20 protein-coding genes and 1 tRNA gene are annotated in these 20,057 nt (G+C 53.3%); 13 read left to right on the forward strand and 8 right to left on the reverse strand.

Translation table 11 applies throughout. The features are described from left to right. The first annotated feature begins 187 nt into the window (after window positions 1-187). Complete coding sequence (locus KDM89_RS05065) at window positions 188-850, forward strand: TonB family protein (RefSeq protein WP_212686845.1); 663 nt, start codon at window positions 188-190, stop codon at window positions 848-850. A 402-nt stretch (window positions 851-1,252) separates the two neighbouring features. After that, window positions 1,253-2,503 (forward strand): MFS transporter, encoded by a 1,251-nt coding sequence (locus KDM89_RS05070; RefSeq protein ID WP_212686846.1) that lies wholly within the window; start codon window positions 1,253-1,255, stop codon window positions 2,501-2,503. On the opposite strand, the gene KDM89_RS05075 is transcribed toward KDM89_RS05070, so the two are convergent. Beyond that, window positions 2,497-2,880, reverse strand: coding sequence for a hypothetical protein (locus KDM89_RS05075; RefSeq protein ID WP_212686847.1), 384 nt, complete (start codon window positions 2,878-2,880; stop codon window positions 2,497-2,499). The two genes, KDM89_RS05070 and KDM89_RS05075, sit on opposite strands and share 7 nt — an antisense overlap. Window positions 2,881-3,077: 197 nt before the next feature. Here KDM89_RS05075 and KDM89_RS05080 point away from each other — a divergent pair, with 197 nt between their 5' ends. After that, window positions 3,078-3,545 carry a hypothetical protein gene (locus KDM89_RS05080; RefSeq protein WP_212686848.1) on the forward strand — a complete coding sequence of 156 codons (468 nt, stop codon included), beginning with the start codon at window positions 3,078-3,080 and terminating at the stop codon, window positions 3,543-3,545. Window positions 3,546-3,564: 19 nt separating this feature from the next. Here the strand turns inward: KDM89_RS05080 and KDM89_RS05085 are convergent, their stop codons facing one another. Beyond that, on the reverse strand, window positions 3,565-3,957 hold the full coding sequence (locus tag KDM89_RS05085) for a nucleotide pyrophosphohydrolase (RefSeq protein ID WP_212686849.1): 393 nt from the start codon (window positions 3,955-3,957) through the stop codon (window positions 3,565-3,567). A gap of 246 nt (window positions 3,958-4,203) precedes the next feature. Here KDM89_RS05085 and KDM89_RS05090 point away from each other — a divergent pair, with 246 nt between their 5' ends. From KDM89_RS05090 to KDM89_RS05125, 8 genes are all read left to right on the forward strand, one after another. Then, window positions 4,204-5,082: a hypothetical protein gene (locus tag KDM89_RS05090; protein WP_212686850.1), complete on the forward strand. Its 879-nt coding sequence runs from the start codon at window positions 4,204-4,206 to the stop codon at window positions 5,080-5,082. A 157-nt stretch (window positions 5,083-5,239) separates the two neighbouring features. Next, window positions 5,240-6,259 carry a spermidine synthase gene (locus KDM89_RS05095; protein ID WP_212686851.1) on the forward strand — a complete coding sequence of 340 codons (1,020 nt, stop codon included), beginning with the start codon at window positions 5,240-5,242 and terminating at the stop codon, window positions 6,257-6,259. A gap of 62 nt (window positions 6,260-6,321) precedes the next feature. Continuing rightward, a complete protein-coding gene (locus KDM89_RS05100; protein ID WP_212686852.1) occupies window positions 6,322-6,693 on the forward strand; it encodes a hypothetical protein in 372 nt (123 codons plus the stop codon). A 177-nt stretch (window positions 6,694-6,870) separates the two neighbouring features. After that, a complete protein-coding gene (locus KDM89_RS05105) occupies window positions 6,871-7,227 on the forward strand; it encodes a hypothetical protein (protein WP_212686853.1) in 357 nt (118 codons plus the stop codon). Between the two features lie 16 nt (window positions 7,228-7,243). Further along, window positions 7,244-7,936, forward strand: coding sequence for a LiaI-LiaF-like domain-containing protein (locus KDM89_RS05110; RefSeq protein WP_212686854.1), 693 nt, complete (start codon window positions 7,244-7,246; stop codon window positions 7,934-7,936). A gap of 1 nt (window position 7,937) precedes the next feature. Continuing rightward, on the forward strand, window positions 7,938-9,008 hold the full coding sequence (locus tag KDM89_RS05115) for a sensor histidine kinase (protein WP_212686855.1): 1,071 nt from the start codon (window positions 7,938-7,940) through the stop codon (window positions 9,006-9,008). Then, the gene (locus KDM89_RS05120) at window positions 9,005-9,754 is read left to right on the forward strand and encodes a LytR/AlgR family response regulator transcription factor (protein WP_212686856.1); all 750 of its coding nucleotides are present in this window, start codon (window positions 9,005-9,007) and stop codon (window positions 9,752-9,754) included. Before KDM89_RS05115 ends, KDM89_RS05120 begins: the two co-directional genes overlap by 4 nt. Window positions 9,755-9,871: 117 nt before the next feature. Beyond that, a complete protein-coding gene (locus KDM89_RS05125) occupies window positions 9,872-10,162 on the forward strand; it encodes a hypothetical protein (protein WP_189355687.1) in 291 nt (96 codons plus the stop codon). On the opposite strand, the gene pyrF is transcribed toward KDM89_RS05125, so the two are convergent. After that, the gene (gene pyrF / locus KDM89_RS05130; protein WP_212686857.1) at window positions 10,163-10,981 is read right to left on the reverse strand and encodes an orotidine-5'-phosphate decarboxylase; all 819 of its coding nucleotides are present in this window, start codon (window positions 10,979-10,981) and stop codon (window positions 10,163-10,165) included. Window positions 10,982-11,087: 106 nt separating this feature from the next. On the opposite strand from pyrF, the gene KDM89_RS05135 reads away from it, so the two are divergent. Both KDM89_RS05135 and KDM89_RS05140 read left to right on the forward strand, forming a co-directional pair. Further along, window positions 11,088-11,543 carry a MarR family winged helix-turn-helix transcriptional regulator gene (locus KDM89_RS05135; RefSeq protein ID WP_212686858.1) on the forward strand — a complete coding sequence of 152 codons (456 nt, stop codon included), beginning with the start codon at window positions 11,088-11,090 and terminating at the stop codon, window positions 11,541-11,543. A gap of 583 nt (window positions 11,544-12,126) precedes the next feature. Continuing rightward, window positions 12,127-12,546 carry an organic hydroperoxide resistance protein gene (locus KDM89_RS05140; protein ID WP_212686859.1) on the forward strand — a complete coding sequence of 140 codons (420 nt, stop codon included), beginning with the start codon at window positions 12,127-12,129 and terminating at the stop codon, window positions 12,544-12,546. A 136-nt stretch (window positions 12,547-12,682) separates the two neighbouring features. Here KDM89_RS05140 and KDM89_RS05145 read toward each other — a convergent pair whose 3' ends face one another. From KDM89_RS05145 to KDM89_RS05165, 5 genes are all read right to left on the reverse strand, one after another. Beyond that, complete coding sequence (locus tag KDM89_RS05145) at window positions 12,683-14,146, reverse strand: DEAD/DEAH box helicase (protein WP_212686907.1); 1,464 nt, start codon at window positions 14,144-14,146, stop codon at window positions 12,683-12,685. 224 nt (window positions 14,147-14,370) lie between these two features. Further along, window positions 14,371-14,447: transfer RNA gene (locus KDM89_RS05150), tRNA-Ile, on the reverse strand. Between the two features lie 102 nt (window positions 14,448-14,549). Further along, the gene (gene rpoD, locus KDM89_RS05155) at window positions 14,550-17,303 is read right to left on the reverse strand and encodes an RNA polymerase sigma factor RpoD (protein ID WP_438947499.1); all 2,754 of its coding nucleotides are present in this window, start codon (window positions 17,301-17,303) and stop codon (window positions 14,550-14,552) included. Window positions 17,304-17,735: 432 nt separating this feature from the next. Further along, on the reverse strand, window positions 17,736-19,517 hold the full coding sequence (gene dnaG / locus KDM89_RS05160; protein WP_212686860.1) for a DNA primase: 1,782 nt from the start codon (window positions 19,515-19,517) through the stop codon (window positions 17,736-17,738). A 29-nt stretch (window positions 19,518-19,546) separates the two neighbouring features. Further along, window positions 19,547-19,993, reverse strand: a complete 447-nt coding sequence (locus KDM89_RS05165; protein ID WP_212686861.1) for a GatB/YqeY domain-containing protein — start codon at window positions 19,991-19,993, stop codon at window positions 19,547-19,549. Window positions 19,994-20,057 lie beyond the last annotated feature (64 nt).

Consider the following 20,057-nt stretch of genomic DNA (forward strand, 5'->3'; position numbering starts at 1 on the left):
CTTTTTGCCGTTTTTTGGACAAATTACGACAGCACGCAATCGTTTTCGCCGATTGTCATGCAAACTTCATATCGGTTCGGTATATTCGCTGTCCATTCCCCTTTCTCATCTGATCTGCCGGAAATATCTGACGTTCTGATGCGCAATCGTTTGCTTACCGGGGTTTGAACCAGTTTAAGGACAGAACATGAAATTTCCTCTGATAAGCAGTCTTCTCTATCTCGCCATCAGCGCAGCACCGGTACAAGCACAGGAAGCGCCGGCGGAACAGGATCTTTTTCTGAGCAAGAAAGATATTCTGCAACATTGCCTGCAACCCAAATATCCACCGGCAGCCATGCGTAACCGTTTTCACGGCACAGCGCATGTTGCGATGACGATCAATGAAAAAGGCGAAGTCGAAGCAGTGGATTTCCGTCGCAGCAGCGGCTGGTGGTTGCTGGATCAGGCCACAGCCAAAGCACTGATCGGTTGCAAGCTGCTGGATCAGCCGCCGGCGAAAAAAGTCGTTGCCACTGCGCGTTACAGCTGGAACCTCGATGAAAAACTGCGTTATGACAACGATCCAGTGATTCGTCCGGAAACCTGTCCGGAATCCGACAAAGTGCGTCTGGCTGGTGAAACAGAAGGCGGGCTGGGTATCGTGGTCGGTACGCTGGTGTCACGCGAAGGTCAGGTCAAACAAGCCTCTCTGGAATGGGCCAGCGGCGATGCCGATACCGATATGGCCGCCGTCAATTTTGTGAAGGCTTGCCAGTTCAACCCGGCCACGATTCAGGATAAAGCCTACAACGCACCTGCATCGGTACGCTTGCTGGAAAAGAAAGCAGCGCCAGCCAAAGCACAGTAAAACCCGCCGGTGACGGCATCCGGTCGCAGCATCTTCCACGTCTGGTAAATGCTGCGATCCTGCTTTTCTGCCAGCGCCGACACCTGACCACTGTGCGATTTTCGTCATTTGTGTTTTACGGACGTCCGGACTTTCTGCCGACGACAAGCAGATCGCTATGCAGAACACCGCATTTGGGCCTGTTTTGGTACTCAACCGGCTCTGTAAGGCTCCTGACAGATGTTCGGAGCCATCCTCCCGCCAGCCCCGCCTGCACTGACCAACGCAAGCCTCGCGCTGTTACTTTTTCCGTACTGCAATTTCGGGCAGAGAGCGGCATAATAGCGGACTTTCTTTCGCGGAAAATCCGCCTGTTGTGCTGACGGTGTGTTGCATGACATCCGGCACTCCTTCTCTGCCGCCATGCGCTTCTCTTCACAGTTTTCTTCGCGTACCCACGCGAACCTGATCTACACCGGTGTGGCGATTGCCTCCGGTGGCGTCGCGCTGTACACGCCGCTGATCGTCTCGCAAACCGGCCTGAAATTTTCCGGTTTCTGGGCTGCATCGATTCTGTTCGGCCTGAATCTGGGGCGCGTTGCCGGTGCATGGCTGGGTACGCGTTTTCCGGCGATTGCGAATCATCCTTTTTCTGTCTCCGGCAATATTCTGCTCGAAGGCATTGCGCTGTATTGTCTGGCTTTTCTGGATCAGGCCTGGGCGCTGGCCTTGTTTGCCACGATTGCGGGGCTGGGTAGCGGATTGTCATTTCCCGGTCTGAAATTCTTTCTGCTGAAACTGCGCGATCTCGATCAGTCTGCACTGTTCGCACGCTTGTCGATGTCGATACGGCTGGGGCTGGTCGCCGGTTATTTACTGGCTGGATGGATTCCGCATGAGACCATGCAACTGGTGTTTCTGATCGTGCTGCTGACGTTCACGGGCTACGGGATACTGATGCTGATTGCGATGCGCGGCATCGTCATCAAAGAACAACAGGCAGCAGACCCCGAAAGCCTGCACGGGCATGCCGCTCAGCAAGTCCATGCCCGCTTCCATCCGCGACAGCTGAACCAGCAGGCGGAACTGCCATGGCTGTTTTATATCTCGAATGCGGTGTTCTGGTGTCTGGCAATGCAGCCGAATATCAGCCTCAGCCTGCATATTCCGCACTTCACCCCGTCGATTCCGGTATCCACGCCATTCTGGGTCGGGGCGCTGGTGATTATCGCGCTGCAAATGCCGGTCTCGAAACTGGCAGTGCGGGATCAGGATCATTTCCGTTTCCTGCGCTTCGGGTATCTCGGATTATTTGCCGGATTTGCGACGCTGGTGTGCTTTCCGCAATCGGCTGCCGCCGTGATTGCTGCCGCCGTTCTGATTTCTTTCGGGCAGATTTTCTACGGCCCGTCGCTGGATGTGCTGACCGCCCGCTTCGCCGATAAAACCAATGCGGATACCGGCCGCTTAATGTCACGCCAGATGCTGTATCAGAGCAGTGGCAGCATGGCGGGCAGTTTATCCGGCGGTATCCTGTTCGATCTGGCGCAGCGTCTGCAGTTACCGGTACTGAACTGGGCTGCGCTGGCTGTGCTGGCACTGGTCATGTGCTGGTACAGTTACCGCACAATTCCCGCGCTGTACAAGCAAGCGGTACACAGTCAGCGTCAGTGATGGCACTGAAATACCGGTGTCAGCTGGCAGCGCAACACTTGCTGCGGCTGATCCGCAATTAAGGCCTGCAGCAAACCGGCAGCGCCTTCCTGCGCATGATGAAAACGAAAACCGGTACGTGCATACAAACTTTCATGCTGCGCAGACCAGACATAATCCAGACGCACTGCCGGCAACTGCATGCGCTCACCTGCAGTATCCAGCAAATGCAGCATCCATGCTGACGATTGCGGACGATCTTCCCAGACCGTCATCACCTGTACACCGGACTCACTGATATCCACAATCAACCCCGTTACGGCATCATCCTGTGGCTGTTTGTTGAATACCCACACCGGCACAAACTCGCGGTCACGGGTTAAACGAAAGAATTGCACACGCTGAAACTGCCTTTTTTCTGCTGTATTCATACACAAAATGTAAAAACGGATGGCAAAAGTGCCGAAAATCGGCGCTGTCAGTTAACTGTCAAGAATGCCCGTTACAATAGCGCCGGAGAATGGTTCGATACCATAAGTGTGAAATATGACCCGCTCGTGACGCTGAAACAGCACGCGAAGGCAGTTGAAGAGAGATGCAAAACATGTTGCCCTGGCAGCGCATTCACGGTGAATGGCAAATCAGCCTGGTTGGCAATGTCCTGATACGGACATTTGCCGGCAATTTCAATGACGCAGGCACGCTTGCCTGCTATGAAGAATTTAAGGAAAAGGCTCCGAAACAAGGATCATGGGCCAGTCTTGCTGATGGCCGTTTCTGGGAAATGTCCACCCAGTCCGCCCTTCAAACCTATCAGGGCATGCGTGACTGGGCGTTTGAAAACGGATGCGAACACATCGTTTTCATTTTGCCGAGCAAATTTCACAAAATTATTGTGGAACGCGAAACGCAGGCGATTTCAGACCCGCGCTACCATCTGTGCTTCAATCTTGAGCATGCCTGCGAACAGTTGACCAAACTGGGTTTTCCCTTATCTCTGGCAGACTATCCGCATACAGCATTTGCCGAAAAAGCGCGTCGCCAGTACGGCGAGACTGCCTGACACGTGTTGCAGGTAGCGCTTATGCAGGTGTATCCGCTGGTGCTTTCTTCGCACTTCCCTTTGCCGTACTGACCGGATAGCGCAGCGTATTCCGGTCAATTTTGCTGTTGCAGGCCGCAGCCAAATCGACCTGTAAGCGATCTGCCATCAGCAAAAGGTAACACAGCACATCCGCCATTTCATCGCTGACCGCCTGCAATTGCGCTTCACTCAGCTCACTGCGTTCACCCGCCTGCAACCATTGAAACGGTTCTAATAATTCTGCTGCTTCCACCGCCAGCGCACTGGCAAGGTTTTTCGGGGTGTGAAACTGCGCCCACTGGCGCTCATCACGAAATGCTGCCAGCCTGCGCTGTAATTGCGTCAGCCGGTCTTCGTCACCGGATTCGGAATGCGGGATATTGTTATTCATCGTACTCTGCCTTTAGCCAGACCGCATTTTATCAGCCGCACAGCGCACATCTGCACTGATATAAAGCCGTAGTTTGCTGCTTGCGATGCAGCAACGCAAATCTCCGCTCAGCAAAATAGTCCTGCGGAATCAGGGAGACACAGAGTAAAATCAGTTTGTTGCATCGCATCATCCGCACGATTTTCAGGTTTTCTGTTTCAGCGTTTTTCCGACAATAGCGCAGTCTTCCGAATGAAGGAGAACTTCATGGCAACTTCCGGTTTTACTCAGTCTCAGGTATTTGAACAACCCGCAACGATGTTGCGTCAGCTTTCTGAACAAGGTTTGCAGCAATATCAAGGCATGCTGCAGTGGCAATGGGAAACCAGCCTGCGTATGCTGCAGGAATTCAGTCAGCTTGGCCAGTTCTGGCTGGGCTCTCACAGTCTGCACGACGCCGTCAGCAATCAGCAGCAACAAATCAGCGATTTCTTCCGTTTCTTCCAGTCTGAACAGCATAACTGGGACAGCGTACAATCCGCAGCCCGCGACTTCTGGCAACAATTCACCGGCGAGCAGCACCCGCTGGTCAAACTGCAACTGCAAAGCATGACCCGTTTTCAGGAAAATGCTGCTCCAGTCGTGCAACCGGTCGCTGTCAGTGTCAGTATTCCCGGCCCGGTGAGTGTGCAGGCAGTCGCAGAAGTAATCGCCAGTCCGGTACAAAAAGAACTGGTACTGCAGCCGGAACCGGCAGTAATCCAGGCCGCAGACATTCCCGCAGCGCCGGTCGCTGAAGTCCGTAAGGAAGTCAGTACTGAAACAGCTAAGGCTGCAACCGAAAAGGCAGAAGATACACCAGTCGCCGTAGTCAGTGCCGCGCCTGCAAAAGTCACTCCGGCACCGGCAGCCAAAGCACCTGTTGTGAAAACTGTCGCTGCCAAACCTGTAAAAAAGGTCGTCGCAAAACCTGCACCAGCAGTAACAACACCGGTCACCGCAAGCGTGAAAACCGGCTTCCCGACACCGGACACCAGCCATCTGAAAGCCGAAGCCGCTAAAAACGGTGACAAAAAACCGGTGGCCGTTAAAAAAGCCATCGCACCGGCGCTTGTCAAAAAAACGGTCAGCAAATCGAAGAGCTGATTTCTGCGCAAACAGCTTTCACAAGTACGACACAAACGCCGGTCTCTGACCGGCGTTTTTTACGTCACTGCACTGCGCGATCAGATAAGCATTCAAAAAATACAGGCCCATCACAGTAATCAGCGATAATCGGACATCCTGTTTCTTTTCAGACACCATGGCACGCCGTCCAAGCTTATCCACCCTCTATCTGCGCAAACCCGATGCCGCGGAAACCCGGCATCTGCAACAGTTGCAGGCTTTATATGACGCTGCCGGTCAGAACGCTTTTCTGGCCGATGATGACACGCTGCGTTGCCTGTATCTGCAACCCGGCGTCATGCAAAGCGCGATGCTGACAGAGTATCCGTGGTATCTGGTGTGCGCTTATGCAAGGCTGATGATGAGTGCACTGGTACAGCAACCACGCCCCGCATCTGCATGGATACTGGGACAGGGCGGCGGTTCACTGAGCCGTTTTTTGCAATATGCGTCACCGGATTGCCGGACCGATGCAGTGGAAATTGATGAGACCGTACTGCGTTTGTACAAACAACTGCAACCTGCACCGGAGGACAATCCTGTCGCCTTGCATCATGCAGATGCCACGGTATGGTTACCTGCTCAGGTTGAAGCCGGTCGCCGCACAGATTTATTGCTGATTGATGTGTACGACCGCAACGGTCTGGTACCGGCGCTGAACACACCGGCCTTTTATGCCAGTTGTGCCGCTGCGCTCAGCACTCAGGGCATGCTGGTCGCCAATGTCTGGGGAAAGCCGTCGCAACTCAGCATCATGCTGGCAGATCTGCGACAACAGTTTGCCAGCGTGCAATGGGCGCGTTCGCCGGATAGCTATAACCTGCTGGTGTTCGCCTGTCAGGCACCGGTATCAACGGAAATACGCCAACAACATGCGAACGAGCTGAACCAGCGTATTCCGGCGCTGAATATCCATGACAGCCTGCAGCGCCTGCGAACACTGCCCGCAGCAGCCAGTAAAGACGAAGATCTGAGCCGGATTACCGATGATTTGCGCAGTGTTCTGATACCGGACAGCGCGGTTCCGCAAAACTATCCGGACTGGAAACGTAATGTCTTGCAACAGGCAAAGGCATTGCTGTCGCTTCCTGCTGACAAAATCACGCCTTCCGGCCTGAAAGCCAATGGCAATTGCGCTGGCGAATTGCCAGCCTGACAGGAATCTGGCAATCTCACAGCGAATCCGGTCGTGACTGACAGACCGGTAGCGGAGCAATTATGTACGACGAAAATGACTTTACTGCGATCTCCAAGTTTTTAAAACTCGGAGTCAAAATTACCTTCCGTGACCCGATGGGGAATAATCCGGCTTTTGAAACCAGTTTCCCGAATCCGCGCGGCGGCGTGGTACAGATTCGTGAAAAGAGTTTGTACGATGTGGAGCGCAAACTGCGTGCGCTATTAAGTAACGATACGCCGGTAAAAACCAAGCTGGCGCCGTTTGCCTATCTGGGTACCAACTTCCGTGGCCTGCTGTATTGCACCCGTGGCTCGAACGAATTCATTGTCGAAGAAACGCACAATGTATTCGGCTCTGAATCCAAACGGATCGTGCGTCAGGCCGACGACTTCAATCAGTTACTCAGCTGACGCAACACGCGTCTGCGTCAGCTTCTGCTTCTGCTTCCGTTCGGCGCTTCAGTGCGTCATTCGCCGGCACCGGCGGCACTGGCCGACAAACCGCGTCATTCACCGACTGATGCGCGACATCTTTACGCCAGCGGTTTATTCTGCCTTCATCAAATCAAACACATGAAGGAGAATATCATGCGTGACGAATGTCAGAATCCGGTCGCTCAGCGTCGTAAAAATCTCGTATTTGGTCTGGCGCTGATTGCTGCCGGTGCCTTTTTTATGACCAACGACTGGATCGTCATCACACAATTACGCTGGTGGCACTGGGCTTCCGGCGCGATAGCACTATCCGGCCTGATCGAACTGGTCAGCGCGCAGAATGCATCCCATGTTGGCCGCTCTGTCTGCACGCTGATCATTGCTGGCTGGTTATATGCTTCCGCAGAACATCTTTGGGGCTGGAATTTCTCTAACAGCTGGCCACTGTTGCTGATCGGTGCTGGTGCACAGTATCTGATCGGCGGTATGTTTTCTTCTGACAAAAAATAATTCACGGAGCCCTGTCATGTCTGCTCGCAAACAACAAAACCGCGTCGTCTTTGGCGCTGCCCTGTTAATTTTCGGTGTTCTGGCTTTACTGGATAATCTGAATATTTTCAGTCATCTGAATTTCCTGCACTTCTGGCCAACCCTGTTCATTCTGGTCGGTATTTTAAAAATGTCGCGCAGCAATACCATTTCCGGACAATTAATCGGCGGCGGATTTGTCGCCTGGGGCGCAATCCTGACGCTGAAATATATGGGCATCATCAGCTTTGATATGCGCCATATCTGGCCGATGTTACTGATTCTCGGCGGCCTCGCGGTCATTTTCAAAGATAAGCTGATCAGTGAAACCCAGTGGGGCGGTGTCGGTGAAGGTGCGGGTCAATCCGAGGTATGCAATGTATCTGCGGTCATGAGCGGTGCGAATGTACAAAACTCTGCTGTGAATTTTCGCGGTGGTGAACTGACGGCGGTTATGGGCGGCATCGAACTGGATCTGCGCGGTGCGCAATTGCAGCAGGATGCCACGCTGAATGTATTTACCATGTGGGGTGGCATCAGCATCAGAGTTCCTCAGGACTGGACAGTGATGTCACAAGGTGTTCCGCTGCTCGGCGGTATCGACGATAAAACCGTGCCACCGGCAATGCCTGGAAAACGTCTGGTGATTCAGGGATACGCCATCATGGGTGGCGTGGAAATCAAAAACTGAGATGCATCCGCTGCTCAACAATCCGCAACGGGTCGCATGGTATCTGGCAGGCTGGCTGTTGCTCAGCCTGCCGTGGATCAGGCTGGCACACACCAGCCTGCAATTTTCTGTCTGGGCCGCAGCGGTTCTGGTGATTCCGGTCATGCTGATTACCGGCATTATCTGCAGCTCTGCTTATTATCTGTGTAAAGCCATGCCGTCTAACCGGCGCAGTCTGGGACAAACCCTGATGGCATTTGGCTTGTCTTCCGCTGTATCTGCACTGCTGGTGATGGCATTAATCAGTGCATGGCATCAGGCACTGGTTTTGCTGGCAGGAACCGAGTTTCAGTGGCAATGGCAGGAGCATCAGTCATGGCTGCTCGGTGGCAGTGCTGCGATTTTGTTTTTACTGAACTTGCTCGCTTATGATGTATTTCTGAGTTTTGAACAAGTACGCATCAGCGAACAGACAGCAACGGCGGCACAACTGGCAGCGCGCGATGCAGAACTGCAAGTGTTGCGCTCCCAAATTGATCCGCATTTCTTATTTAACAGTTTACATTCCATCAGCGCGCTGACCGCCATTGCACCGGAACGCGCACGCGATATGACGATTGCACTGGCCGATTTTTTCCGGCTGACGCTGCGCGCGGGTCAGGAAGACAAAATCCGCTTACAGGATGAACTGCAGCTGTGCCAGCACTTTCTGACTGTGGAAGGCATACGCTTCGGCCCAAAACTGCAATATCAGCCGGAAGTCGCAGAAGGTCTGAATCTCGCGCTGATACCGTCTATGCTGATACAGCCCTTACTGGAAAACGCGATCAAGCATGGCATTCAGCATTTACGTAAAGGTGGTTGCATCCGTTTGCAAATCCATGCGGATCAGGGCTGGCTGCATATACAGTTACACAATCCGGTAGCCGACAGCATTGCCACCGATGAACGCAGCCGTTCCGGTATCGGTTTGCGCAATTTATCAGAACGCTGTCAAGCCATGTACGCTGGCCGCGCCCGCGTCAGCCACGCACTGGCTGACGGCATGTTCTCTATTTCAGTCACGCTTCCTCTGGAGTTTGCTGCATCATGAAAACACAATGGCAGATATGTATTGCCGACGATGAATATCTGGCACGTGAACTGCTCAAAGAATTTCTGCGTCCGTTTCCGGAATTTTGTGTGGCATGGGAATGTGAAACCGGACAAGAAGCAGCCGATGTGATCCGCAATCACAATCCGGATCTGGTATTTCTGGACATTCAAATGCCGGAACTGACCGGGCTGGAGGTACTGGAAGTGACAGGCCGCCAGCATGGTGTGATTTTCACCACCGCCTATGATCAGCATGCATTAAAAGCCTTCGATTTACATGCAGTCGATTACCTGCTGAAGCCGTTTTCGCGTGAGCGCTTTGAAACCGCGCTGAACAAAGCGCGCCAGCAAGCAGCAGCGCAGGACAATCCGCCACTGAAACAACTGGTCAGTCAGCATCAGCAACAGGTGCAACGGATACTGTTACGGGAACGCGGTCAGACCATCGCCATTCCGTTCGAAGAACTGCTGTATGCCGAAGCGCAGGATGATTATGTGGTGCTGCACACCGCTGCCCGCAGCTGGATGAAAACGCAAACCCTGAGTGAACTGGAACAGCAGTTACCCTCGACGCAATTTATTCGTGTCCACCGTTCTTACATGCTGAATCTGCAAGCACTGGAAAGTTTGCAAAAACTCAGTAAGGACAGCCATCAGGCGGTGGTACAGGGTGGAAAAACCGTGCCGGTCAGTCGTTCCGGTCTGGATAAGCTGCGGGCAGCGGGACTGGATCGCATCAGCTGATCCGGCGCTATCGCCACTGATACCGCGAAAGCGGCGTTTCATCGCAATGCGATTTCCGGCTTGCCCGGAAAAGCGCAGTATGCACTCTGTCAGCCAACATCAACAGGGAGAAACAACATGGCACATCCTGATCGTATTGAAGTAATTTTCCGTCAGACCATCGAAGAATTTCTGTATCTGGCGCGCCGCGCCTTCCGTGCACTGGATGAACTGCCGCTGCCGCGTCTGCTGCTGGCCTGTCTGGTGATTGCACTGATGATCAGTGTGATTCCGCTGGCAGTCAGCCTGTTTCTGATTTTTCTGGGCGTGAAGCTGCTGATGGGGCTGGTGTTTTATAACGTGCATCAGCAAAAAGGGAAATCACCGCGACTGGCAGATGCGCCGCCAGCCGCTGATGATCATCGCTGATCAGCGAAACTGATTGATCGCGTCGCGGGTTTGTGTAGCCACGCGGCGCGCTGCATCGGTGTAGCTTTCACCGGCTTCTGCGCGCGCGTACAGAATCGCGCGGGATGAATTAATCATCATACCGGTGCCATTCGCAGTACGACCGGCACGGACAGTCGCTTCAATATCGCCGCCCTGCGCACCAATGCCGGGAATCAGCAAAGGCATGTCGCCGGTAATGTCACGCACAGCTGCAATTTCATTCGGGAAGGTCGCACCGACCACCAGCGCTGCCTGCCCGTTCGCATTCCATTTCTCTGCCACCAGTTGCGCCACATGCTGGTACAGCGGTTTACCGCCGACATCCAGAAACTGCAGATCCGAACCGCCCGCATTCGACGTGCGGCACAGGATGATGACGCCCTTGTCTTTCCATTCCATATACGGCTGCACGGAATCAAAGCCCATGTAAGGATTGACGGTGACGGCATCCGCGCCGTAACGCTCATAGGCTTCACGTGCATATTGCTCTGCCGTCGCACCGATATCGCCGCGCTTGGCATCCAGAATCACCGGAATATGCGGATACTGTTGTTTGATGTAGCGGCAGATGGCTTCCAGTTGGTCTTCGGCGCGCAATGCGGCAAAATACGCGATCTGCGGCTTGAAAGAACAGGCAACAGCGGCGGTTGCATCCACCATCGCTTTACAGAATTGATAAATCGCGTCAGGCTGCCCTTGCAATTCTGCCGGGAAACGCTGAATATCCGGATCAAGGCCGACGCATAACAAAGACTGATTAGATTGCCATGCGGCTTGCAGTTGTTGAATAAATGTCACGATTTGCCCCATATAATTTCAGATTGGTCACGGCCAGCATTATACCTGCTGAAGCAGGCGCAACCCCGACCACAAAGCCGGTTTTACACTGGCGCAGGACCTTACCATGACCATTTGCCCGCCCGTTAACGCCAGCCTGCTGCTGCAGCTGGATCGCCAACTGTGCTTTGCGCTGTATTCTGCCTCGCTGGCAATGACCAAGACCTATAAGCCCTTGCTTGATCAGCTCGGTCTGACCTATCCGCAATATCTGGTGATGCTGGTACTGTGGGAACAGGATGACCGCGCCGTCAAAGAGATCGGCGAATTACTGCATCTGGACTCCGGCACGCTGACGCCGCTGCTGAAACGCATGGAAGCGGCGGGCTTGGTACACCGGCAGCGTGACAGCAAAGATGAACGCTCGGTGCGGATCCGGCTCAGCGATGACGGACGTGCCTTGCATGAGCGTGCCGCTGAAATACCCTTACAAATCTTCTGCGCCAGCGGTTTGCAGCCGGAACAACTGGAGAATCTGCGCGTCGCACTGAACCAGCTGCGCGATCAGCTCAGCGCCGCGTAAATACCGGATAGATGTCTGGTAATCGGCTGTTAAGCACCTGTTAAGCGCCTGTTCAGCGCCCAAACAACACCTGACAGACACCGGACCGCGCTGCATCAGCGCTTGCAATGTGCAGAAGTCCGCATCTGTCATTTCCGGAGAGCCGGACTTTCTGCCGACGACCGCCGGATCGCTATGCAAGAATCCGCATTTGAGCTATTTTTGGGCTGTTTTTGGGCTGTTTTTTGAGGGATTCAGGGCATTTTTCAGGCGTTCAGCGTTGCTGTTGCACGTACCGCACTATTACTGTCCACTTCCCCCGACACTCCACCGTAAAGCAAAATGAAAAGCGGACGTCGTCCGTCCGTGCGGCAAGGACCTCTTTCCCGTCATCCCTGCGTTTTCCCGCATTTACGGTTCGTTACCCCTATTTTTGCGACAAAAACTACAGCTGAATCACCGCCATACATACAGCCTGCCTATCAGCATGATTGAAAAAGACAATCACAATTTATATTGCGCACAATCTAATTGTGTACGATACTTATCTCCATCGCAGCACACATCGCTGCGAAACCAATCCCCCTCACTATCGGAGAACATCATGCAAGTACTGTACACAGCGAATGCAACAGCAACCGGTGGCCGCGATGGCCGCGCCGTTTCCAGCGATGCACAACTGGACGTAAAACTGACCACACCAAAAGAACTGGGTGGCGCCGGTGGTGCCGGTACCAATCCTGAGCAATTATTTGCCGCTGGCTACTCCGCCTGCTTTATCGGCGCGATGAAATTTGTGGCTGCTGCCGCGAAAAAAGCGCTGCCAGCAGATGTTTCAGTCAATGGCCTGGTTGGCATCGGCCCGAACGGCAAAGGTGGCTTTGGTATTACGGTCACACTCAACATCAGCCTGGCGGGCATGGAGCGTGCAGATGCGGAAGCGCTGATTCATAAAGCACACGAAGTCTGCCCGTATTCGAACGCAACACGCGGCAATGTCGATGTCACGCTGAATCTGCTCTGATTACCATAGTGCACCAACCTGCTGACACACCGGTGCAAGCCTGATGCAGGTTTGGGGCAGATTTGGTAAAGGTTTGATGCGCAAAATAAAAAACGGAGCATTCGCGCTCCGTTTTTTATTGTCTGATGCAAGCAGATTAGCCCGCTGTCGGCATCTTTCGTAAGCCGCCCAGCAAAGCTGCGCGCTTTTGCGGTTTTGGTGCCGAAGAAGCATTCGCTGACGCCTGTTTTTCTGTCCGCGCACCGGCAGGTGCCGTATTCGGGGTGTAAGGACGCAGGAACCACGGGTCGACTTTTTCACGGCTGCCGCCATAACTACCACGGCTGCGCGGGTGTTCACTGCGTTCGCTACGCTGTTCATAGCGGTTTTCACGCTCGCGTTCGCGGTAAGGAACTGCGCTGGCAGGGACAAAGCCAGCCAGTTGCAAACGTACGATTTTACGACCGGTCAGCTTTTCAATATCCGCCAGCGCTTTATCATCTTGCGGAGTACACAGGGAAATTGCATCTCCCTTAGCACCGGCACGGCCGGTACGACCGATACGGTGTACATAATCTTCAGCATTAAACGGCAGATCATAATTGATCACACACGGCATCTCGGAAATATCCAGACCACGCGCAGCAACGTCGGTTGCGACCAGCACTTCGACCGCACCACGCTTGAAATCTTCCAGCGCTGTCATCCGTTCAGACTGGGATTTGTCGCCGTGAATCGCCGCCGCTTTCACGCCCTGCTTCACCAGATGCACCGACAAGCGGGATGCCCCGATTTTGGTATTCGTGAACACAATCACTTGCTTCAGGCCACGCTCGCGCAGAATGAAGGCGATTGCATCGCGTTTCTCATCTTCCTTCACTTCATACAGAATCTGCGTCACGTTGTCGGAAGTCGCATTGCTGCGCGCAACCTCAATCGTTTGCGGATTACTGAGGAAGCTGGCTGCCAGCTTTTTGATTTCAGGCGAGAAGGTCGCCGAGAACATCAGATTCTGACGCTGACGCGGCAACAGATTGATGATGCGCTGCAGATCCGGCAGGAAACCCATGTCCAGCATACGGTCTGCTTCATCCATCACCAGAATCTGCGTCTGACTCAGATTGATTGACTTTTGCGCCACGTGATCAAGCAATCGACCCGGCGTCGCAATCACAATTTCCACGCCGGAACGCAAGGCCGCAACCTGCGGCGCCATATCCACGCCACCGAATACCACGGTCGCACGCAAGCCGGTGTGACGCGAATACGCTTTCACGTTTTCCGCGACCTGATCGGCCAGTTCACGGGTTGGTGTCAGAATCAGCGCACGGACAGGATGGCGTGCCGGAGATGCACTGGTATTCGCATGCGCCATCAGACGCTGAATAATCGGCAAAGAAAAACCTGCGGTCTTCCCGGTACCGGTCTGGGCAGCGCCCATCACGTCCCTGCCCTGCAATACCACAGGAATGGCCTGCGCCTGAATCGGTGTCGGATACTCATAACCCTGATCGCGCAATGCACGCAGAATTTCAGGGGATAAACCGAAATCGTCAAAACGCTGGCGGGCCGCTGCCATATCAGCAGGGGCAGAAAGTGGGGAAGACTGTTGGTCTGTCATCATTATTGAAACCTCATCCGGCCTGCGGCATTGCTGATGCAATGACTCGCAGTGCATGTGCTGTTACTACCGGAATGAAAGCAAATAGAAAATCGTGTGCGAAACCTGCATTGTAGCACCATGCAGCAATCACAACCGTATTGACTGGTATGTTCTGTGAATATCACCGCAGATCAGAGACAGAAAAGGACTGAAACAGTCCCTCTTGTACTCAAAACGGTAACTGGTGGGCCCAGCAGGACTTGAACCTGCGACCAACGGATTATGAGTCCGCTGCTCTAACCAACTGAGCTATAGGCCCGGTTTTCCAAAGATTGGCTGTTTTTAACAACCGCCCGGCTGACACAAACGCATGCAGCGCAAGCAAAAACGGGCACCGAAAAACGGCACCCATTATAAACGATTAATTACCTTCGAGGAAGCTCTTCAGCTTATCGGAGCGGGATGGATGACGCAGTTTGCGCAATGCCTTGGCTTCAATCTGACGAATACGCTCACGCGTCACGTCAAATTGCTTGCCTACTTCTTCCAGCGTGTGATCTGTCGACATCTCAACACCGAAACGCATACGCAATACCTTCGCCTCACGCGGTGTCAGAGAATCCAGAACGTCTTTCACTACATTACGCATCGATGCATGCAGCGCTGCGTCGGAAGGTGCCAGTGTGTGATTATCTTCGATGAAATCACCCAGATGCGAATCATCATCGTCACCGATCGGTGTTTCCATCGAAATCGGTTCCTTCGCGATCTTCATGATCTTGCGGATTTTATCTTCCGGCATTTCCATCTTGATCGCCAGTGTTGCCGGATCCGGTTCCACACCGGTTTCCTGCAGAATCTGACGGGAAATCCGGTTCATCTTATTGATGGTTTCAATCATATGCACCGGAATACGGATCGTACGTGCCTGATCCGCGATAGAACGGGTAATCGCCTGACGAATCCACCATGTTGCATACGTGGAGAATTTATAGCCGCGACGGTATTCGAATTTATCCACCGCCTTCATCAGACCAATATTTCCTTCCTGAATCAGATCCAGGAATTGCAAACCACGGTTGGTATATTTTTTCGCAATCGAAATCACCAGACGCAGGTTGGCCTCGGTCATTTCGCGCTTCGCTTTGCGGGCTTTCATTTCACCGGCGGACATGCGTTTATTAATATTGCGCAAATCAGCCAGCGGCAGAACAACACGCGCCTGCAGGTCGATCAGTTTTTGTTGCAATTGCTGAATTGCCGGTACGTTACGGCCCAGAGTCGCGCTGTAAGCGTGACCGCCGTTCACTTCACCTTCAACCCAGTGCAGATTGGTTTCATTACCCGGGAAAACTTTAATAAAGTGCGAGCGCGGCATATTGCAGCGGTTCACTGCCACGTCAAGAATCTGCTTCTCAATGTGACGCACTTCGTCAACCTGTCCACGCAGCGTATCACACAGCTTTTCAACGACTTTGGCTGTAAAACGGATGCCCAGCAGTTCGTTTGAAATAGTTTCCTGTGCTTTCACATAGGTTTTGGAGTTATAGCCTTCTTTTTCAAAGGCTTTGCGCATTTTGTCGAAATTGGAAGAGATCACATCAAACTTCGCCAGAGAATCACGCTTCATCTGCTCCATTTGCTCCGCACTCATCCCGGTCGCACCTGCAGCACCACCGGACTCCTCTCCCTCGTCTTCATCCTCTTCTTCTTCCTCATCCTCATCCGACTCATCATCAGCAGCAGCTGGCGTAGCAGCAGCTACCACCGGCTCATCGTCGGTTGCGTTCGGATCGACCAGACCATCAACGATTTCATCAATTTTGATTTCGTCCGCAGCAATCTTGTCGGCCATTTCCAGAATCTCAGCGATTGTGGTCGGGCAGGCAGAGATTGCCTGAATCATGTCTTTCAGGCCTTCTTCAATTTTCTTGGCGATGACGATTTCGCCTTCACGGGTCAGCAGTTCTACCGAACCCATTTCACGCATATACATACGTACCGGATCGGTCGTACGACCGAAATCGGAATCAACCGTCGACAGCGCAGCTTCAGCGGCGGCTTCAACCTCATCATCATCCGAAGCCACTGTTACAACGTTATCAGACAGCAGCAGAGTTTCTGCATCCGGCGCCTGTTCGTAGACAGCCACACCCATATCATTGAAGGTGCCGATAATGCCTTCAATCGCTTCCGGATCAACCACATTTTCCGGCAAATGATCGTTGATCTCTGCGAATGTCAGATATCCACGGTCTTTACCGAGCTTGATCAGTGCCTTCAGCTTCTGACGGCGACGCTCAAGTTCCTCTTCAGTCGCTTCCGGATCAGAGGAAAAGGCATCTTTCAGCAAAGCTTTTTCTTTCGCTTTACGGTCTTTGGCTTTCGCTTTATCGATCGCTTTCAGCTCTGCACGCTCCACGGCGTTCAATGCTGCAATTTCATCATTTTCAGGCTGAAAATCTTTTGGCTTACGTCCGCGACGTCCCGGCACTTTCACACCAGGCAGCACATATCCGGAAGTATCAATAGTTGCCAGCACTGCAGCATCTGTGGTCTGGCTGACCGCCGGAGCATTACCCTGACGAATTTCCTGCACTTCAACCGAAGGCACAGCAGCTTTCGCAGCAGCCGCTTTTTTCGGCGCACGGGCCGGCTTGGCTTCAGCTACGACGGATTCCGCTGGCTGCGCGTCAGTGACGGGCGCTACCTCTGCAGCCTCAGCTTTTTTGCTGCGTTTTTTCGGCGCTTCAGCGACAACCTGCTCTGCTGCCTGCGGAGCGGCTTTCTTTGCTTTGGATGGGGATTTGCTGCTGGATTCTTTCACGGGTGCTTTCTTTGCTGTGACCGGATCGTTGTTTTCCGCGACCGGGCTCTGACTGCTGGACTTCTCGGATTCTGGTACTGCCTTTGCTGCGGCAGCCGCTTTACTTACTTTAGGCGCTTTAGTGTCTTTCGCAAGCGCTTTCTGCTCGGTTGAATGATCAGGCTCTGCAGGGGCTTTTTGCTTGGCGCTGGCTTTCACCGCCTTAGATGCTTCGATGATACTGTCTTCGGCTTTTGCTGGCTTTTTCGAACTTTTAGGCGCAGTTCCGCTGCCGGTTTCTTTGTGGGTTGCCTTTGCCGCTGATGTGGATTCCGTTGCCGGCGTCAGGGTTTTCGCGGGTTTCTTCATTGCGTTAGCCATTGAATCAAACCATCCGGTACTGAGGAAGTCGTCTGCGCTACGCCATACAAATTTCATAACGACAGACAGATTGCTTACCGCCCTGCTTCGCCATTCTTTTGTTTCAGACTTCCCGAGTCTCAGCGCCAGTGTTTGGGTTACTCGGAGGAGCACAAAGGCTCACCTAAACAACACGTTCTGCCTAAAAATTCAGCAAATTACACAGAACAAAACAACCTAAGACCTTGAATTGAAAGCTTTAAATTATAGCACGCAGACTCCGCTTTCTCCAGTCTGCGGGTAGCCGCCAGCGAAGAAATCTGATAAAAAAATAGGCAGATTTCCCAAAGACGTACCAATTCAAACATGCGTTTTTATCAAGCCTGAGAGCGGAAATCAAGCCCCCTGTGCCGCAGATGATGATTTATCGCAACGGCGACCTCAGGCAACAGGCTGTTTTTTCAACTGTTCCAGCAAACCCATAATTTCCCGCCATCGCTGCCGGGAAACCTCATCAGCCAGGCCGCGCGCCACCAGATGATCCGCCTCCGCGCGCAGTGCCTGCATGCGCATCTGACGAATGGCACCGTTCAGCTCAAGCTGCGCCAGCTCAGGATCGATATCTCCCTGCCCCGCGATTTCAGTAATCAGACCATCAAAATCATTTCCGGTTCCACGCAATACTTCTGCGAGGGCTGCAAATTGTCCGTGTTCACCCAGAGATAGCGCCACCTGAACGAGACCCTGCAACATCTCGGCGCCGTCTGGCGCAAGCTTCGCGGCATCCGCCATCGCCACCTGATCCAGCAAAGCAGCCAGCGGTGGAAAGGCCATCACGAGACGCATAATCTGCAACTCCAGCCCGGCCGGAGCGCTTCGTCGCACTCTTGCCGGTGCGGCCGCCTGGCGCCGCACTACCGGTTGTGTCAGCGAAAATAAGGCTTCGATATCACCAGCCGGTGTTTGTGTCAGCTGCGCCAGTTGGCGCACAATTTGCAAACGCAAAGCCGTCGGCTGCATGGCTTGTAGCAAAGGTTTTGCCTCAGCCAGCGCATGCGCCCTACCCTCCGCAGACTGTAAACTCAGCCCGGCAGTGACCTCACGAATAAAAAACTGCGATAACGGCGTCGCATCACGGATTTCCTGCTCGAATGCATCCGCACCAAACTCCCGGATATAAGAATCCGGATCATGTTCGGCTGGTAAAAACAAAAACTGCACCAGCTTGCTATCGTCAAGCAAAGGCAGGCAGGCATCCAGTGCGCGACGAGCTGCGCGGCGCCCCGCGGAGTCACCATCGAAACTGAAAATAATCCGGTCCGTCTGACGCAGCAACTTTTGCACATGAGTAGGCGTACAAGCGGTTCCCAGCGTTGCTACAGCCTGCGGAAAACCCATTTGCGCAAGCGCGACGACATCCATATATCCTTCGGTAACCAGCGCATATCCGGCCTCACGAATCGCCTGCCGCGCCTCAAACAGTCCGTACAGCTCAAGCCCTTTCTGAAAGACCGGCGTTTCCGGCGAATTCAGATATTTTGGCTCGCCCTGCTCCATAATACGTCCGCCAAAACCAATGACCTGGCCCTTGGTATTGCGAATCGGGAACATGATACGGTCACGAAAACGGTCGTAACGCTTGCGCTGACCACCGTTTTCGGCAGACTTGTCGATTACCAGCCCAGCCTCATCAAGTGCGCCAGCACTGTAATCAGGGAAAACCTGGCGCAGACTATCCCACGCATCCGGTGCATATCCCATCCCGAAGCGGGCAGCAATTTCTCCGGTCAGACCACGCTTTTTCAAGTAAGCAATCGCCTGTGGCGCCGTTTTCAGCTGCTGACGGTAGAAATCGCATGCTTTACCGAGCACATCGCTGAGTGCCATGCTTTTTGCCTGTGCTTCAGCACGACGCTCCGGAATAATGCGATTTTCCTCCGGCACAACCATACCCAGTCCCTGCGCCAGATCACGTACTGCATCAGGAAAGCTTACTCCCGAAAACTCCATCACAAATCCGATCGCCGTACCATGTGCACCACAACCGAAGCAGTGATAAAACTGTTTGGTTGGACTGACGGTAAAACTCGGCGATTTTTCATTGTGAAACGGACACAAACCCATATAGTTTGCGCCGCCTTTTTTCAGCTGAACATGCTTACCAACGACATCTACGATGTCGACACGGGCCAGCAAATCCTGAATAAAACTTTGCGGTATCAATGCCTTCTCCGGCGCAGAAAGCGGGCGAATTACTTGCTCAGCGCAGCTTTGACGAGGCCGGAAACTTTACCCATGTCTGCACGACCAGCCAGACGGGTTTTCAGCAATTCGATGACTTTACGCATATCCTGCGGACCTGCGGCACCAATTTCTGCGACCGCAGCAGTAACTGCAACCTGCACTTCTTCATCGGACAAGGCTGCAGGCATATACGCGACCAGCACATCAATCTCGGACTTTTCAATTTCAGCCAGCTCAGGACGACCGCCAGCCTCGAATTGCTGAATTGAGTCCTTGCGCTGCTTGATCATTTTTTCAATGATAGCGAGGATCATGCCGTCATCCAGCTCCACACGCTCATCCACCTCTTTCTGCTTCAGTGCTGCCTGCAGAAGACGAATAGTCGCCAGCTTGCTCGCTTCTTTTGCGCGCATTGCCGCTTTCATATCATTGGTGATTTGTTCTTTTAAGCTCATGAAATTTCCTGAATGACGAAATAAAAAATGACAACGCCCGCTGCGGTACACCGAAGCGGGCATG

The organism is Cognatundibacterium luofuense (assembly GCF_018139685.1).
Taxonomy (GTDB): Bacteria; Pseudomonadota; Gammaproteobacteria; order Burkholderiales; family Burkholderiaceae_D; genus Undibacterium; species Undibacterium luofuense.

Bases quoted from the DNA above. Each gene is read 5' to 3' on its own strand.
- KDM89_RS05145 (WP_212686907.1), bottom strand. From the start codon at position 14,146: ATGACAGACCAACAGTCTTCCCCACTTTCTGCCCCTGCTGATATGGCA.
- KDM89_RS05065 (WP_212686845.1), top strand. From the start codon at position 188: ATGAAATTTCCTCTGATAAGCAGTCTTCTCTATCTCGCCATCAGCGCA.
- KDM89_RS05135 (WP_212686858.1), top strand. From the start codon at position 11,088: ATGACCATTTGCCCGCCCGTTAACGCCAGCCTGCTGCTGCAGCTGGAT.
- KDM89_RS05125 (WP_189355687.1), top strand. From the start codon at position 9,872: ATGGCACATCCTGATCGTATTGAAGTAATTTTCCGTCAGACCATCGAA.
- KDM89_RS05095 (WP_212686851.1), top strand. From the start codon at position 5,240: ATGGCACGCCGTCCAAGCTTATCCACCCTCTATCTGCGCAAACCCGAT.
- KDM89_RS05105 (WP_212686853.1), top strand. From the start codon at position 6,871: ATGCGTGACGAATGTCAGAATCCGGTCGCTCAGCGTCGTAAAAATCTC.
- KDM89_RS05085 (WP_212686849.1), bottom strand. From the start codon at position 3,957: ATGAATAACAATATCCCGCATTCCGAATCCGGTGACGAAGACCGGCTG.
- KDM89_RS05090 (WP_212686850.1), top strand. From the start codon at position 4,204: ATGGCAACTTCCGGTTTTACTCAGTCTCAGGTATTTGAACAACCCGCA.
- KDM89_RS05165 (WP_212686861.1), bottom strand. From the start codon at position 19,993: ATGAGCTTAAAAGAACAAATCACCAATGATATGAAAGCGGCAATGCGC.
- KDM89_RS05080 (WP_212686848.1), top strand. From the start codon at position 3,078: ATGCAAAACATGTTGCCCTGGCAGCGCATTCACGGTGAATGGCAAATC.
- KDM89_RS05120 (WP_212686856.1), top strand. From the start codon at position 9,005: ATGAAAACACAATGGCAGATATGTATTGCCGACGATGAATATCTGGCA.
- KDM89_RS05070 (WP_212686846.1), top strand. From the start codon at position 1,253: ATGCGCTTCTCTTCACAGTTTTCTTCGCGTACCCACGCGAACCTGATC.
- KDM89_RS05100 (WP_212686852.1), top strand. From the start codon at position 6,322: ATGTACGACGAAAATGACTTTACTGCGATCTCCAAGTTTTTAAAACTC.
- KDM89_RS05115 (WP_212686855.1), top strand. From the start codon at position 7,938: ATGCATCCGCTGCTCAACAATCCGCAACGGGTCGCATGGTATCTGGCA.
- rpoD (WP_438947499.1), bottom strand. From the start codon at position 17,303: ATGAAGAAACCCGCGAAAACCCTGACGCCGGCAACGGAATCCACATCA.
- KDM89_RS05110 (WP_212686854.1), top strand. From the start codon at position 7,244: ATGTCTGCTCGCAAACAACAAAACCGCGTCGTCTTTGGCGCTGCCCTG.
- KDM89_RS05140 (WP_212686859.1), top strand. From the start codon at position 12,127: ATGCAAGTACTGTACACAGCGAATGCAACAGCAACCGGTGGCCGCGAT.